Annotated in this window: 18 protein-coding genes; 13 read left to right on the top strand and 5 right to left on the bottom strand. The window is 71.6% G+C overall.

What is annotated here, in order from left to right:
- Positions 1-91, bottom strand: a 91-nt coding sequence (locus DEJ32_RS03205; protein WP_220032992.1) for an NAD(P)-binding domain-containing protein, incomplete at its 3' end; no start/stop codon positions are given.
- Positions 92-245: 154 nt separating this feature from the next.
- Positions 246-1148 (bottom strand): NADP-dependent oxidoreductase, encoded by a 903-nt coding sequence (locus tag DEJ32_RS03210; protein WP_110900289.1) that lies wholly within the window; start codon positions 1146-1148, stop codon positions 246-248.
- Between the two features lie 102 nt (positions 1149-1250).
- On the opposite strand from DEJ32_RS03210, the gene DEJ32_RS03215 reads away from it, so the two are divergent.
- Positions 1251-1745, top strand: coding sequence for a MarR family winged helix-turn-helix transcriptional regulator (locus DEJ32_RS03215; protein WP_258368882.1), 495 nt, complete (start codon positions 1251-1253; stop codon positions 1743-1745).
- A 500-nt stretch (positions 1746-2245) separates the two neighbouring features.
- On the opposite strand, the gene DEJ32_RS03220 is transcribed toward DEJ32_RS03215, so the two are convergent.
- Positions 2246-2791: a TetR/AcrR family transcriptional regulator gene (locus DEJ32_RS03220; RefSeq protein WP_110889407.1), complete on the bottom strand. Its 546-nt coding sequence runs from the start codon at positions 2789-2791 to the stop codon at positions 2246-2248.
- A gap of 120 nt (positions 2792-2911) precedes the next feature.
- On the opposite strand from DEJ32_RS03220, the gene DEJ32_RS03225 reads away from it, so the two are divergent.
- The 5 genes from DEJ32_RS03225 to DEJ32_RS03245 all read left to right on the top strand — a co-directional run bounded on the left by DEJ32_RS03225 (position 2912) and on the right by DEJ32_RS03245 (position 6955).
- Complete coding sequence (locus DEJ32_RS03225) at positions 2912-3946, top strand: aldo/keto reductase (protein ID WP_110900291.1); 1035 nt, start codon at positions 2912-2914, stop codon at positions 3944-3946.
- A gap of 238 nt (positions 3947-4184) precedes the next feature.
- Positions 4185-4325, top strand: a complete 141-nt coding sequence (locus tag DEJ32_RS16120; RefSeq protein ID WP_181420571.1) for a hypothetical protein — start codon at positions 4185-4187, stop codon at positions 4323-4325.
- Positions 4326-4441: 116 nt separating this feature from the next.
- Positions 4442-5629, top strand: coding sequence for an adenosylhomocysteinase (locus tag DEJ32_RS03235; RefSeq protein WP_110900293.1), 1188 nt, complete (start codon positions 4442-4444; stop codon positions 5627-5629).
- Between the two features lie 93 nt (positions 5630-5722).
- Positions 5723-6559 (top strand): hypothetical protein, encoded by an 837-nt coding sequence (locus DEJ32_RS03240; protein ID WP_110900294.1) that lies wholly within the window; start codon positions 5723-5725, stop codon positions 6557-6559.
- 171 nt (positions 6560-6730) lie between these two features.
- Complete coding sequence (locus tag DEJ32_RS03245) at positions 6731-6955, top strand: hypothetical protein (protein WP_110824414.1); 225 nt, start codon at positions 6731-6733, stop codon at positions 6953-6955.
- Between the two features lie 24 nt (positions 6956-6979).
- On the opposite strand, the gene DEJ32_RS03250 is transcribed toward DEJ32_RS03245, so the two are convergent.
- Positions 6980-8050 (bottom strand): zinc-binding alcohol dehydrogenase family protein, encoded by a 1071-nt coding sequence (locus DEJ32_RS03250; RefSeq protein ID WP_110900295.1) that lies wholly within the window; start codon positions 8048-8050, stop codon positions 6980-6982.
- 94 nt (positions 8051-8144) lie between these two features.
- Between DEJ32_RS03250 and DEJ32_RS03255 the strand changes: the two genes are divergently transcribed.
- Entirely contained in the window at positions 8145-8762 is a 618-nt protein-coding gene (locus tag DEJ32_RS03255; protein WP_110900459.1) for a TetR/AcrR family transcriptional regulator, read from the top strand.
- Here the strand turns inward: DEJ32_RS03255 and DEJ32_RS03260 are convergent.
- Positions 8740-9207 carry a hypothetical protein gene (locus tag DEJ32_RS03260; RefSeq protein ID WP_110900296.1) on the bottom strand — a complete coding sequence of 156 codons (468 nt, stop codon included), beginning with the start codon at positions 9205-9207 and terminating at the stop codon, positions 8740-8742. The genes DEJ32_RS03255 and DEJ32_RS03260 overlap by 23 nt on opposite strands.
- Positions 9208-9246: 39 nt before the next feature.
- Here DEJ32_RS03260 and DEJ32_RS03265 point away from each other — a divergent pair, with 39 nt between their 5' ends.
- The 6 genes from DEJ32_RS03265 (at position 9247) to DEJ32_RS03290 (ending at position 15207) form a co-directional block, all read left to right on the top strand.
- On the top strand, positions 9247-10284 hold the full coding sequence (locus DEJ32_RS03265) for a zinc-binding dehydrogenase (protein ID WP_110900297.1): 1038 nt from the start codon (positions 9247-9249) through the stop codon (positions 10282-10284).
- 126 nt (positions 10285-10410) lie between these two features.
- Positions 10411-10812 carry a hypothetical protein gene (locus tag DEJ32_RS03270; RefSeq protein ID WP_110900298.1) on the top strand — a complete coding sequence of 134 codons (402 nt, stop codon included), beginning with the start codon at positions 10411-10413 and terminating at the stop codon, positions 10810-10812.
- Positions 10813-10870: 58 nt separating this feature from the next.
- A complete protein-coding gene (locus DEJ32_RS03275; protein ID WP_110900299.1) occupies positions 10871-12826 on the top strand; it encodes a hypothetical protein in 1956 nt (651 codons plus the stop codon).
- Positions 12817-13551: a hypothetical protein gene (locus DEJ32_RS03280; protein ID WP_110900300.1), complete on the top strand. Its 735-nt coding sequence runs from the start codon at positions 12817-12819 to the stop codon at positions 13549-13551. Before DEJ32_RS03275 ends, DEJ32_RS03280 begins: the two co-directional genes overlap by 10 nt.
- A 358-nt stretch (positions 13552-13909) precedes the next feature.
- Positions 13910-14479 (top strand): hypothetical protein, encoded by a 570-nt coding sequence (locus DEJ32_RS03285; RefSeq protein WP_146234064.1) that lies wholly within the window; start codon positions 13910-13912, stop codon positions 14477-14479.
- A complete protein-coding gene (locus DEJ32_RS03290) occupies positions 14479-15207 on the top strand; it encodes a hypothetical protein (protein ID WP_110900302.1) in 729 nt (242 codons plus the stop codon). The genes DEJ32_RS03285 and DEJ32_RS03290 overlap by 1 nt, the downstream gene beginning before the upstream one ends.
- The last annotated feature ends 18 nt before the right edge of the window (positions 15208-15225 follow it).

Below are 15225 nucleotides of genomic sequence, written 5' to 3' on the forward strand. Positions count from 1 at the left end.
TGTTCCCCTCACGCGACGCGAGGTTCCGCGCCAGGTTCGAACCCATCACCGCGAGGCCGATGACCCCGATGTTCGCCGTTCCAGTGGACACGATGTCTCTCTTTCGTTCTTGCTGGCGCGTGGAGCGCGCGAATTTGCGTGGTTCGATGAGGCGGTGGTGCCCGGACGGCCGCGCGGCCACTCATCGAGTGGAGACGACTTCTCTGGCGTGCATGCGTCGGGTCGCGTGGCCGTCCGACGTTTCGTCAGGGCAGGGTGACGACGACCTTGCCGCTGCCGCTCTCGGCGGCGGTGTGTGCGTCAGCGATGTCCGCCAGGCCGAACTCGCGGTCGACGCGCGGCGTCCAGCCGCCAGCGGTTCCGAGGTCCGCGCCCTGTCGGAGCAGGCCGGACTCGTTGCGGGCATTCGCCTGCAGGGTGCCGTACTGCGTGGCGCCCTGGTGGTCGACGACGGTCACGACGCGAGAAGCGTTGCCGACGATTGCGACGAGGTCGCCCAGTGACTTCGAAGGGGCGGAGTGCACTGCGGCGTCGACGCCGTGCGGTGCGAGCGCGGCGACGCGGCTGGCGAGGCCATCGCCGTACGTGGTCGGGATGACACCGATGGCCTGGAGGGCTGCGCGGCTGCTCTCGCGGCCGGTTCCGATGACGGTGGCGCCGGCAGCCAGCGCGAACGCTGCGACGGCGGTACCGACGGCGCCGGATGCGCCCTCGATCAGGAGTGTCGCACCATTGAGGTCACCGAGTTCCTGGACTGCGGCGGCGGCGGTGGCGCCGGCGAGGCCTGCTGCGGCGGCCTGCGCGGTGCTCCACTGCTCGGGGACGTGGCTCCATGCGGTGAGGACGGCGAACTCGGCTGTGGTGTCGCTGACACCGCCGAGGCCGAAGACGACGTCGCCGACCTTGGTGTCGGTCACGCCGGCACCGACCTCGTCGACGACGCCGACGGCGTCACGGCCGGGAACGGCGGGCAGGTTCAGGGGCAGGAACTCGGCGAGCTGGCCGGCGCGCAGGAGGACATCGATCGGGTTGACGCTCGCGGCCTGGACCGCGATGCGGACAGCGCCTTCCCCGGCGTGGGGCTCGGGAGCGTCCTCGATCACGAGGACATCGGGGGCTCCGTAGGAGTGGAAGCGGGCAGCGCGCATGGACTTGGTTCTCTCTGTGGGAAGGCGCGGCAGCGAATGCTTGCCGCGGAAAGGAACGCTACTGCTGTTTCCTTTCTGCGGCAAGTAACTTAGACTGGGAACGTGACAGACGACCGCCTCTCCCCTCAGGAAGACCGCACCTGGGCCCTGCTGGTCGGCGTGATGATGTGGCTTCCTGCGGAACTCGACACCTGGCTCGAGGGCGTCGCCGATCTCAGTCACGCGGAGTTCGGTGTCTTGCGCTGTCTCTCGACGAGCGAGGATCGCGAGATCCACATGAGCCGGCTCGCTGCGACGGCGAGCGTCACCCCTTCCCACCTGTCACGCATCGTCGGTCGGCTGGAACGTCGCGGGCTCCTGCTGCGCAGCACCGACCCGGCCGACGCGCGGCGGACCCTGGCGCGCTTGACCGAGTCCGGAGCCACCCTGATCGACGAGGTCGAGCCTGGCTACGTCGCAGAAGTTCGCGGGCGTGTCTTCGGGCTCCTCGGCGCCGACCAGATGAACCAGCTCGAGGACTTGGCGGAGGCGATCCTCACCCCGCTTCGCGGCGAGTGCATCGAACTGCTGCCGCCTCGCGCAGCACGATCACGATGACCAAGCGACAACTCCGGCCGACCATGGCCGGTCTCGATGGACGATCCCCTACCTGAACGACCACGAGCGACCGAGGTGGCGTTCGGTAGCCCACCGGTCATCGGACGACTGTTGCCGAGGATGCTGCGCTGCGCAACGCCAGGACGTGGCTTCGGCGTGAGGCATGCGTCCGAGACTGGCCTCGTCCTGATCCTCGCCGGCTTCGACCGTTTCACTCAACGACTCCCACGGACCGCCGACCATGTGCAGCACATCCCGCAGAGGCAAGGACGCTACGCAGCTCTCTTCGGGAATCGGCTCCTCACGATCCTGTCCTGAAGGGGATCGTTCCAGGGCACCTGATCGGCTGCGGCGTCTGCTGACGGTCACCGCCCGCAGCGCTGTAGTTCAAGCCGCTGCGCGTCGGAGAGTGCCCTCAGCGCACCAAGATCGACGAGCCAATCAACGACCCGTCCCACGGCTTCTGCTGCAAGCACCAGCCGCTTGAGGGGCAGCGATGGTCACACGGTGGCGCGGTAGCGCAGCCCGTCGACCAGGAGCCCGACGAGCTGCTGGCTCTGCTCGGGCGTCGCCGCACCGTGGGACAGGTCGGCGACCGCCCGGAGCAGCTGGGGTGCGTCGATGTCGGCGCGGACCGTTCCGGCTGCTGACGCTGCGTCGAGCAACTCCGCCAGGGTGCCACCGAGCCGTGCGACGAAGTAGGCGGGGAGGGCTGCGAAGGCGGCGTCGCCGGACTGCAGCGCGGCGGCGAGCCCGCGTTTGGTGGCGACGAACTCCGTGAACCGCTGGAGCCACCGAGCGAGCGCCTCGTCGGGCGCGTGTGCTGCGCGCAGGTCGTCGGCGGCGTCCGCACAGGCTTCGACGGCCTGCTGGAACACCGCCACGACCAGGTCGGATCGCTGGGGGAAGTGGCGGTACAGGGTGCCGACGCCGACACCTGCCCGGTCGGCGATGGCCTTGGCAGGGGCGTCGACGCCGTCGGAGGCGAAGACGGCCTTCGCGGCGTCGATCAGCGCGTCCAGGTTGCGGCGGGCGTCGGCACGCACGGGTCCTCCTCGGATGGGGGTTGTGAAACGGAAAGGCGTTCCGTATAGTTTCGGAAGAGCGTTCCACTTCGAGCCAGCCTACGACATCTGCACTCGGGACGCCATCGACAGGAGGAACCCATGCAGTACCGCACCCTCGGCAAGACCGGCATCCAGGTCAGCCCCTTCGCGCTGGGCGCCATGATGCTCGGCACTGACGGCCGCATCGGCAACGGTGACGAACAGGACTCGATCCGGATCGTCCACCGGGCACTGGACGCCGGCATCAACCTCATCGACACCGCCGACCGCTACTCGCAGGGTGGGTCGGAGATCCTGCTCGGCAAGGCGCTCGCGGGCCGGCGTGACGACGTCGTGCTCGCCACGAAGTTCAACGGCCCGATGGGTGACGATCCGAACCGCCGCGGGAACTCCCGTCGGTGGATCATGCGGGCGGTGGAGGACTCGCTCCGTCGTCTGCAGACCGACCACATCGACCTGTACCAGGCACACCGACCGGACGACACGGTCGACCTCGAGGAGACCCTGTCGGCGCTGACCGACCTGGTGCGCAGCGGAAAGGTGCGTGCCATCGGCACGAGTGACTTCCCGGCGTCGCTCCAGGTGGAGGCGCAGTGGACCTCGGAGCGCCGGGGGCTGGAGCGGTTCCGGACGGAGCAGCCGACCTACTCGATCCTGAACCGCGGCATCGAGCGCGAGGTCCTGCCCGTCGTCGAGCGCTACGGCATGGGCGCCCTCGTCTGGAGCCCGCTGGCCGGCGGCATGCTGACCGGCCGGTTCCGCAAGGGCCAGCAGAGCGACCTCGCCCGTGTCGGCATGTTCCGCCACAACCAGGACGAGCGACGCATCGACGCCGTCGAGCAGGTCGTCGCGCTGTCCGAGGACACGGGCATCCCGATGACCCACCTCGCGATGGCGTTCGCGATCGCGCATCCCGGCGTCACGAGTGCACTGATCGGCCCGCGGTCGATGGAGCAGCTCGACGACCTGCTCGCAGGTGCCGACGTGGCGCTGTCGGACGAGGTCCTCGACCGGATCGACGCGATCGTTCCGCCGGGCACGGACGTCGGACGGCTCGACCAGCAGTACGCGCCGCCGGCGGTCCTGGAGGCCAGCCTGCGTCGACGTCCGGCACCTGAGCGCCGAGCGGCCTGAGGGCGACGGCCGGCCCCTCGAGACGACGGGCTCCTCGATGCGGTCGAACGGCACGATCCGGACGTCGGTCGTCACGAACACGGCTCGCGGCTCGTCGGCGCCGTCGAGGACGGTGCTGTGCTCGCCGACCTCCGGCAGGGGTTCACCGGTGGCCTCGTGGTCCCACAGCGAGGACGCGCTGCGCTGCGCACCGGACGTGACAGGATCGATCCGTCCCCACGAGCCTCCCGGAGCACCGATGACCACGCGCGTCCCCGCCGCCGCGGTGCCGCCGCGCCAGCGTGCAGCGGTCGCCGCCCCGAGCTGGACGCCGGTGGTGTCCTCCGAGAAGGCCGACCTGTACGGCAGCGACGACAGCCGCCGCGAGCTCCATCCGTAGATGCGTGACGGGCGCGCCCCGCGCCTCCAGGCCGACGGCTCCCACCCCGCCACACCAGGCGGGGGAGCAGCGGCCCGACCCCGCACCATCCACCTCTCGGAACAGGAAGCACCGTCATGCCCGCACGCACCCTCACCCCCTCCGGCTCCCCGGCGATCGACTGGGCGACCCGGTCCATGCCGCTCCTCGCGGCCAGCATCGAACAGGACGCCCCGGTGTTCGCCGGCCTGCACGTCGGCATCTGCATCCACATCGAGCCGAAGACCGCCGTCCTGTGCCGGTGGCTGCTCGACCAGGGTGCCCGCGTGACGATCACCGGCAACGTCGGCACGACCGTGCCCGAGACGGCGGAGGCCCTCCGGACGCTCGGCGTCACGGTGATCGGCGGCCGCAGTGACGACGCCGAGCAGCACGACCGGAACCTCGACGAGCTGCTGGCTGCCCTGCCGGACCTGGTGATGGACAACGGCGGCGAGCTCATCGCGAAGCTGACCAGGGGGGCGCCGCGGTCGAGCACGTTCCTCGGCGCGACGGAGGAGACGACCACCGGCGGCATCGCGATCCGCGCCCTGCCCCAGGCGCCGGACTTCCCGGTGGTCGTCATCAACGACAGCCGGCTGAAGCTCATCGTCGAGAACGAGCACGGCGTCGGGCAGAGCATCGTGCAGGGCTTCATGAACGCCACGAACGCCATGGTGCCGGGAGCCCGTGCCACCGTGGTCGGGTACGGCCCGTGCGGCAAGGGCGTCGCGGACACGCTCCGGAGCCTCGGGGCCGTCGTGAGCGTCGTCGACACGGACCCGTTCCGCGCGCTCGAGGCGATCATGCGCGGGCACCGCGTCGGTCCGATGGAGGCGGTGCTGCCCGGCACCGAACTGCTCTTCCTCGCGACCGGCGCGCGGGGCGTGATCGGCTCCGCCGAGATCGCGCTGCTCCGCGACGGCGTCGTCATCGCGGGCGTCGGTCACGAGGGGCTCGAGCTCGACCTGGAGGCCCTGCTCACGGTGACCGCGGAGACCGCAGGCCTGTCGGGGCCGGGTTCCGACCCGGACGCGCGCGTCCTGTACCGCCTGGTCGACGGGCGCGAGGTGGTGACGCTGTCCGGGACGCGGATGATCAACCTCACGGCCGCGGGCGGCAACCCGATCCAGGCGATGGACCTCGGGCTGTCACTGCAGGCGCGGAGTCTCGCGGCGATCGCGCGCGGGGACGTCCCGGCGACCGAGGTCGGGCCGGTGCCGGCGGACGTCGACTCCTGGCTGGCGACGGCGCTCGTCGCGATGCTCGGGAAGGACGGTCGGTAGCGCTGGGGCGCCGCATCACCGGGGGAGATCCGCGTCGACCGGACGCGGAGCGTGCTCCCTGGCTACGGTGGTGACTGACTGGTCGGGGGGATCATGACGAACGTGCAGCGGGACGACCTGGTGGTCCATCGGGACACTCGACTGCGGCAGTGGTCGATCGCCCTGGCGGTGCTGGGCCCGGTGCTCGCGGTCGTCGCGTTCTGCATCCTGGTCGGGTTCAGCCTCGACTCGTCGTTCGGGGATCCCGCCAACGCGTTCGAGTACCTCCACGTGTGGGTCCTCGCGATCGTCCTCGGCGGACTGGTCCCGATGGCGGGTGCCGTCGTGCTCGCCGTCCTGTGCGTCGTCCGACGGTCGCAGTCCTTCGCGGGTGCGCTCGTCGGCGGTGCCGCGGGCCTGCTCCTGACGGCACTGCTGGCGCCGGCGCTCTTCGCGAACCGGATCCCGGACGCGCAGGAGTACCGGGCCGCGCTCGACCGCACCACGGCCGCAGAACGGCAGGACCCCGACTCGATGCGCGACGAGTTGGAGCAGGTCCACGCCGACGCCGTCGCCACGCTGCCGGAGCCGCCGCCGTCCGGCTCCGCCCCGGAGCCCGGCAGCGAGTCGTCCGACGACATGCGATGGCTGCGCGGGGACATCTGCGACCTGTCCGTCGGCTACGACGGCGCCGACTGGTCGAGTGTGGACCTCGAGTCCTACGAGGTCGACGACGTCCAGGACGCGCTCGACGCCATCCGCGAGGACGCCGAGGCACACGGCCGCTCCGTCGAGGTGGAGACGGACGACGACACCGGTGGCGTCTCGCGGCTGGTCGTCTCGACGCGCTCCGGAGACCTGTTCGTCGACGTGGAGTCTCCTGTCCCGCCGCCCGGACACGAGGCATCGACACTCGAACTGGACGCGGTCACCCACTGCGTCGTGGACTGACGAGTTCGGGCACACGGCTGACGTTGACTCCACCGCGGCTGCACGTCAGGCGCACCGGGACCGTGCGTCCCCTGCGCCTGTGCCCACGCGCACGCCGGACCGAGGAGCGTGGGACACAGCGCGCCCCCGACCCTCCGGGTCCCGGACGGAACGCGACGAAGGAGCTCCACCATGACCAGCACCACCGCCAAGCACGTCACCCTCGACCCGACGGGCACCCTGCGCACCCTGGTGCTGCAGGAGCCGGGAGCCCAGGACGTGGACCTGACCGTTCGTGGCATGGCCCCGGAACGACTCCGCTACCTGGGACGGATGTGGGCGGCGACACACGCCCGCCTGCACCGCCCCCTCGCTGCCGACGGGTACGGCTACCGCGTCGTGGGTTCGCTCGCCTGATCGACGGACTGGAGGCGCGGGGGCTCAGTCGCCCATCGACACCACGACCTTGCGGGCGGACACGCCGTTCCGCAGCGTCTGCAGGGCGCCGGGGAGGGCCTCCAGTCCGTGTCCGACGACCATCGCCTCCGGGGCCGCGCGGAAGCGTCCGTCGGCCAGTGCTGCGGGCAGGAAGTCGCGGAAGACGGCCGGACCGACGGGGGAGACCACCGGGGTCCCGCCCCAGATGGCGGAGACGCGGATGCCGCGGAGGCGGGCGATCCGCGACCGCACCGCGGTGACCGGATCGGGGTAGGCGGACGCGATGCGCTTCGCGCCCGATGCACGACGGGTGATCCGCAGGGCGTGCCCGAGCGACCCACTGCCGATGGCGATCGTGCCCGCGAGCCGACGGTCCCGCAGCGCCGCGACGACCTCGGCGTCCACGTCGTCGTCCCGGTAGTCCAGGACGGTGTCGGCGCCGAGGGAACGGACGAGGTCGTGGTTCGCCCGACCGGCGGTCGCGACCACCGTGTAGCCGCTGGCACGGGCGAGCTGGACGGCGTTGCTCCCGACGCTCGTCGACGCGCCCCAGACGAGGACCACCTGGTCGCTCCGGTCCGCGCGGTCGCCCGGCAGGGGGAGGGCGAGCTGGTCGGCTTCGTACAGACCCGCGGCCGCGGTCGCCAGCGCGAGCGGCAGGACCGCGGCCTGCTCGAATGACAGGTCGTCCGGGAGGCGCGTGGTGACGCGCTCGAGGACGGTCACGATCCGCTGGAACCCGCCCTCGGCCGCGCTGTTCCGCGGCTTCTCCTGTCCGGCGGCGAACGCGGTCACCCGGTCGCCCACCGCGAGGGCCGTGACGTCCGGTCCGACGGCGAGGACCTCGCCGGCGACGTCGCTGCCGAGGACGGTCGGGAAGCGCACCCACGGGGTCACGAGGCGCCGGAGCGGGCCGGTGATCGCGTCGACCGGGTTGACCGCCACGGCACGGACGCGGACGACGACCTGGCCGGCGGCTGGGGTCGGCACCGGGGTGGGGCGGACCTCGAAGGGGCCGCGGGGGCTGAGCAGGAAGAGTGCGGCGTTCGTGGTGGTGGGGTTGTCGGCGGTCATGCGGGCTCCTCGCTCTCCGGTGCCGATCATCGCGATGACACGTGATGTCATCGTACGCCTCATGACACGTCGTGTCGTCAGCTACGATCGGACGATGCGATGGGCTCCGGATGCACGAGGACGGCTCGAGCGCGCCGCGTTCGAGCTCTTCGCCGAGCAGGGGTTCGCCGCCACGACGGTGCCGCAGATCACCGCGCGCGCCGGCTTGACCACCAGGACGTTCTTCCGGCACTTCACCGACAAGCGCGAGGTCGTCTTCGCCGGGTCCGAGATCCCCGAGACCGCAGCGCGACTGATCGTCGGCGCACCGGCGGACCTCGAGCCGATGCAGGTCGTCCGGCACGTGCTGCACCAGATCGCGGCGGCGCGCTTCGACGGCCACCACGAGCAGACCGCCGCCTGGCGCCGGATCATCGAGGGGAACGACGAACTCCGTGACCGGGACGCCCGCAAGCGGTCCGACCTGGTCCGGGCCGCGCAGGCCGCCTTCGTCGAGCGTGGACAGACCCCGCTGCAGGCGGCCGTCGTCGCGGAACTCGGCGTGCTCGTGTTCCAGGTCGCCCTCGAGCAGTGGGCGGCGGGGACCGGGGAGCGGTCGTTGGCCGAGACGATCGACGAGGTGTCCGCGCTGGTCCGGGAGCGGGCAGTGGTCCCTGCGACGGGTACCCCGTCGCCCGACACGCGTCCGGTCAGCGACCAGCCGGAGCGCTGACCGTCGGGTCGCCCTCACCGGCCGGCCCCGAGGAGCGGTACGGCAGCATCCCGGTGTCGGCGTACCCGCGAGCCAGCCGGATGGCGGCCATCCAGCCCCACACACGCGTCCGCTTGCCGATGTACGCCGGGCCGAACCAGGTCTCCTGTCCGGCGTCACTCGGAGGCACCGATCCGACGACCTGGAGGCCGCCCTCGGTGAACACCTCGATCCGGGTCGCAGCACGCTCGAGCGGCGCGACGCCGCTGACGGTCTCCGGTGACGGCGGCCCGTCCGCCCGCCAGTCGAGGATCCCGACGACGAGGTTCACGCGGACGCGCGGCTGCAGTTCGAGGACCTGCAGACACGACCACCGCCCGCTCTCGCCCTGCACGGGGACGAGGTCCCCGACCCGGAGCGCGGTGGCGCTGCGCGGGGAGAACGGGAACGTCCTGGCGGTCACCATGCCGTCGACACTACGGGCCGGGATGGGAGGATCGTGCCCATGCGCGCCGTCACCTTCACCGCCTTCTCCGCGACGCCGGCCGTCACCGAGGTCCCCGACCCGGAGTGCCCGCCGCACGCCGCCGTGGTCCGCGTGGTCGCGACCGGCGTCTGCCGCAGTGACTGGCACGCCTGGCACGGGCACGACGACACGGTGTCGCTGCCGCACGTCCCCGGACACGAGTTCGTCGGCGTCGTCGAGCAGGTCGGGGACGAGGTCCGGCAGTGGCAGGCCGGCACACGCGTCACCGCCCCGTTCGTGAACGCGTGCGGCACCTGCCCCACGTGCGTCGCCGGCCGCCAGAGCATCTGCCCGAACCAGACCCAGCCCGGGTTCGACCGCCCCGGGTCCTTCGCCGAGCGGGTCGTCGTGCACCACGCGGACACGAACCTCGTCGCCGTGCCGGACGCCATCGACGACGCCACCGCCGCCGGACTCGGCTGCCGGTTCGCCACCGCCTACCGCGCGGTCGTGAACCGCGCCCGAACCGCCCACGGCGAGCACGTCGTCGTGTTCGGCTGCGGGGGAGTCGGGCTCTCGGCGATCGTCGTCGCCGTCTCCCGCGGTGCACGGGTGACCGCAGTGGACGTCTCCGCCGAGGCGCTCGCGCTCGCCCGCACCCTCGGCGCCACCACCACGGTCGATGCGCGGACGGACGACGTCGACGAGCAGGTCCGAGCGGCGACGGACGGCGGCGCGCACGTCGTGGTCGAGGCGCTCGGACGGGCCGCCCTGGTGCGGCAGGGCATCGCCGCCCTCCGCCCCGGCGGTCGGCACGTGCAGGTCGGGCTCCTCGCCGGCGCGGAGGCCAGCCCCCAGGTCGACCTCGGCCGCGTCATCGGCCTCGAGCTCGAACTGCTCGGCAGCCACGGGATGTCCGCGCACGAGTACCCGGCGATGCTCGCCGAGATCGCCGCGGGCCGTCTCGACCCGGCACCGCTGGTCGGGCGGACGATCGCGCTCGAGGACGCGCCGGCGGCGCTCGCCGCGATGGACCGGCCGGCGACGGCGGCCGGCACGACGGTCGTCGTCCTGTAGTCGCGACCGTGTGGCGGCCGGGAGGCGCACCGCGGCACCGCCACGGGCCTCCCGGCCGCGACCGGCCCGGTCCGGCAGACTGAGGGCGGGGGCCGCGCCGACCGTGCGCGGTGACGAGGGGGAACCATGTCGGAACCGCGACCGCGCGTCCGTCGCCGCTGGTGGCTGTTCGCACTGCTCGTCGTGGTCGTCGACGTGCTGATGGTCCTGCCACTGCCCTTCCTGATCGTGAGCTACCCGCTCGGACTGGCCTCGTACAACGGGATCGCGTACGGGCTGCTCACGTGGGGTGCGCCGGCAGCGGCCGTGCTCACGGTGATCGCGCTGGTGGTGGTGCCGGCACCCCGCGAGTTGCTCGACGCCGGAGCGGGCGTCCTGGCCGGGCTGATGGCGTTGGGCGGGGTCGTCTGGCTCGGTGTGGCCGCGAGCTTCGGTGGGGCAGCGGGTCCGCTCGGTCTCCTGTTGCTGGGGGCGGCGGCGCTCATGGTCGCGCTCATCGTCAGGGGCGGTCCGCGTTCCGAGCGCTGAACGGGTCCGGAGCACGACGCCGTACCGGTGCCCGGGCAACGTGGCTACCATGCCACCCATGGGGGTCGAATTCGACGAAGCTGCAGCGGGGGCGCTGATCAGGGCGGCGCAGTCCGCGGACGGAGCGTTCACCGGGCAGAGCGGTGCCCGGCGAGGCGCGGTCGAGACCGCGATGCAGGAGTTCCGCGGGGGGTACGCCGAACTGTTCCGGACGGCGAGCGTCACCGAGTCCGCGGAGCGGGGCCGGCTCGCTCGTGCGATGGACGACCTCGCGCAACAGGTCGAGCGGGCGAAGCAGCAGGCTGCGGAGGAGAACCGACGGCTCGACGAGGTGCGGGCGTGGGAGGGCCGGGAGGCCGACCGGGACGAGCGTCGACGGACGCAGCCGCTCGGTCCCGTCGTCAGCGACATCGAGGAGCTGTTCGACCCCCGACCGTCCGAGCCCGCGGTCCGGCCGTCGACGATCTCCGTCGCGTTCACCGCCTCGCAGCGCACGCGTACGAGCAGCGGCAACGCATCGGGGACCAGCAGCGCGAAACCGGATGCCCTCCGGTCCTTCGCGACGCAGTCCCGGTCGTGCAACACCACCATGCGGCAGCACCTGGAGGAGGTCGCGGACGCCTGGACACGGTTCACGTCGAGTTCCTCGTGGGTGCCGGTCGGTGGCTCCGGCTTCCTCGACAACGGGTCGCGCTTCGTCGACGAGAACGAGGCCGACGTCACGTGGATGGAGCACGTGGCCGCCGCGTTCGAGCACGCCGGCAGCGGGACCCTCACGAACCACGCGCTCGACCTCGCGGTCGCCGCCTACCTGACGACGCAGGGCCAGGACCCGGTCGAGGTCCTCCGGCACATGGACGCGGACGTCGGTGCCGCGTGGCTCGCCGCGCACCCCGAGGTGCTCGACGCCCTGGTGACGACACCGCCAGCGTGGGGCACCCCGTCCACCGTGTACTCCGCGATCGTCCAGGCGGAGCGCGCCCGCGGAGCCGACCCGGTCGACTTCGCGACCGTGCTGCAGCGCATGTACGTGTCGCGGGCGGCGGAGAAGGTGGGGATCGACATGGCCACCTGGGACACCGGTCGGGGTGCGCAGGCGCTGCTCGGACAAGTGACGGGGTCGTACCAGTACTACGCACAGCTCTACCTCGACAACCCGGACTTCATGTGGGCCGGGATGGCGAACATGGTCGGTCCGGACTTCGCCGCGGGGTTCCTCGACCTGCACTCGATGCGCGACCACATCGGCGAGGTCGCGCCGCTCCTGCCGCCGTCGATGCGGCCGCTCACGGACGTGCTGGCGGACATGGGCGACGACGAGATCGCCTTCTACGAGAAGACCTTCCTCGACATGCAGAAGGGCATCTTCCTCGACGCGTCCACGATGCACGAGGCGTACCTCGACTCCGGCATGGACGGTATCAAGGAGCTGCGCGCGGCCGGACTGCTCGCGGGTGGCGCCGACCAGTCCCCGTCGGAGCAAACAGTGTCGGCACAGTACGCGGAAGACGCCTGGAACGACATCGACACGGGGATGCGAACCGGGTCGCAGGACCTGGTCGACCGGGGGAACGGGGCGCTGCTGTACCGGGAGCAGCACGACACGATCCAGCGCCAGTACAACACCATGCGGGACCACCCCGTCACCGGTGAGGCCTTCACCACGGTGCTGGGCATCGTCGGGGACGCGTCGATCCCGGGGACGAAGACGCTCGGCCAGTACGAGGGCGGGACGTCCGTCACGGTGGACGCCATGCCGTTGGTCCCCGGGGTGCAGGGGGTGACCGAGACGGTGTACATCCCGTCGCAGAACCTCTCCGAGTTCCCGGTCCGCTGGGACTACATCGAACACGACACCCTGCCCGCCTGGCAGACCCTCGCGCACGACGACCCGGAGCGTGCGCGCGAGCTCGTCGCCGGGTCGGTCCCCGACCGGATCCAGGACCGACGACTCGACCACCGCCTGGGCGACCTGGTGGACGACCTGCACGACACGGAGTTCAGATGGCGATGACACCGACCCGCGTCCTCGGGCCCGCGATCGCCGCCCTGGTGGTCGTGCTCCTCACCGGGTGCACGCCCGGACCCGCCGACCCGGCGCCCGTCGGGTCGTCCACCTCCGACGGAAGCGAGCACGACGTGAGCCATCGAGGCCCCGAACCCACCGCCATGTCCTACGAGAACGGGGTCGAGACCTGGGACCTGACGGTGCCGCCCTCGGTCGAGGCGTTCGGGATCGACACGGACGTCCCGGAGAACACCGCCGCCCTCGTCGGCGCCTATGCCTCCACGGGTCCCGGCGGTCGCCCGGTCAGGCTGCTGCTTCCCGGCGGCGAGGAGGTCCAGGTGCAGGCGACCCAGGTGATCTTCGACGCACTCGACAGCAAAGAGGAGCGGAAGGACGACTCGGGTGCGGTGACCCTGCCCGAAGGTCGGCTGTTCCACCTCCAGGTCGATGCCCTGACGGTCGAGGGCGCAGATGCCGGTGTCGACGGGTACCGGGACGTCCTCCGGCAGCTCGACCTTCCGAGTACGTCCGTTCGGGAGCTCCAGGACAAGGTCGCAGCAGCCGACTCGGTCGACCCGGTGGACGCGTCCCAACCAGTCGGTGCCAACGCCAGCGTGCCGAAGACGAACGGGCTCGACTTCGGCGTGAGTTCGTCGTTCCGGCCGAACGACGAGCCGCTGCTCTTCGCCCTGCGGCTCAACGGCGCGTGGGACCCCGTCCCGATCCCGTGATGTACTCGGGAGGGGGACGCCGCGGACGGTTCGGCATCGGTGCGGGCGTGGTCGTGCAGTCGTTGCTCCTCTCCGGACGCGCAGCCGCGGAGGTCTCGTCCCGTCCTGGAGCCGCTCCCGCTGCCGAAAACGGAGCATCGGGGAGCAAATGAGCAAGGACCATCAGGAACCAGGACGCGACGCTCGCAATGGTGCTGAGAGTGGCCCGCGGCGCTTCCCGGCGGCGGTGATCACCGTCCTGCTCGCCGTCCTGCTCGCAGGGTGTGTGGCTGCCGAACCCATGGGCTCGGTCAGCGAGCCGAGCAACAGCGTCACGGCTCGTCAAAGCGCAAGCCACGTCGGCCCCGAACCGACGGCGATGACGGTCGAGAACGGGGTCGAGACCTGGGACCTGACGGTGCCACCCTCGGCCGAGGCGTTCGGGATCGACACCGACGTCGCGGAAGGCGCGCGGACCCGGGTCGGTGCGTACGGCTCGGAGTCCGGCGGGGGACGTCCGGTCCGGTTCCTGCTCCCCGGCGGCGAGGAGGTCCGGGTCCAGGCGACCCAGGTGATCTTCGACGCCCTCGACAACGCGCAGGAGATGACGGACCAGTCGGGCAAGGTGATCCTGCCGGAGGGGCGGCTGTTCCACCTCCGCGTCAACGCCGTGCCGGTGGAGGGCGCGAAGGCCGGCGTCGACGCGTACCGCGACGTCCTCGAGCAGCTCGACCTGCCGGACACGTCCGTCGGGGAGCTCCAGCAGAAGATCGCAGCGGCCGACTCGGTCGACCCGGTGGACGCGTCTCAGCGGGTCAGCGTCGGGGCCAGCGTGCCGAAGACGGACGGACTCGACTTCGGGCCCAGCACGTCGTTCCGGCCGAACGACGAGCCCCTGCGCTTCACCCTCCGGTTGAACGGCGCGTGGGACCCCGTCCCGATCCCGTGATGGGCGCCGGACGGGCGAGCCGCGGACGAGTCGGCGTCGGTGCGGGCGTGGTCGTGATGTCGTTGCTCGTCGCTGGATGCGCAGCCGCGGTGGACCCGTCCCGTCCGGAAGCCGCGGCCACGGACCGTGCCGCGTACGACGTGGACCACCACGGTCCGCATCCGACCGGGATGGTGATCGACGACGGCATGGAGGTCTGGGACCTCACGATCCCGCCCACCACCGCGGCGTTCGGGATCGACCCCGATGACACCGTGATGGTCGGCGCCTACAGTTCGTCGACCCCGGGCGGTCGCCCCGTCCGCTTCTTGCTCCCGGGGGGCGAGGTCGTCGACGTCCGGGCGAACGAGGTGGTGTTCGAGCTCAGCGAGGACGACCGGGCGATCACGAGTCGAGCGACCGGCGAGGAGCTCTCGCCGGCGGGGCGGTTCTTCGACCTCCGCGTCGATGCCCCGGCAGCTCAGGGAGCCGAGGCGGGTGTGGCTGCGTACCGCAAAGCCCTGCAAGAACTCGGCTTGCCGGATGACACCGTGTCCGAGTTGCAGGAGCAGATCGAACATGCCGCGAGCGTCGACCCCCTCGACTCACCGCGAGTCGGCGTGAGTGCGAGCCTCCCGAAGACGGACGGGTTCCGGTTCAGCGTGAGCACCGCCTTCCGCCCGGATCGGGACGATCCGACCTTCCTCCTCGAGTTCCACGGCGCTTGGGACCCGTTGCCCCTTTCCTGACCTCGGCCGCCGAGGGTG

It is taken from the genome of Curtobacterium sp. MCPF17_046, from assembly GCF_003224295.1.
Lineage (GTDB): Bacteria > Actinomycetota > Actinomycetes > Actinomycetales > Microbacteriaceae > Curtobacterium.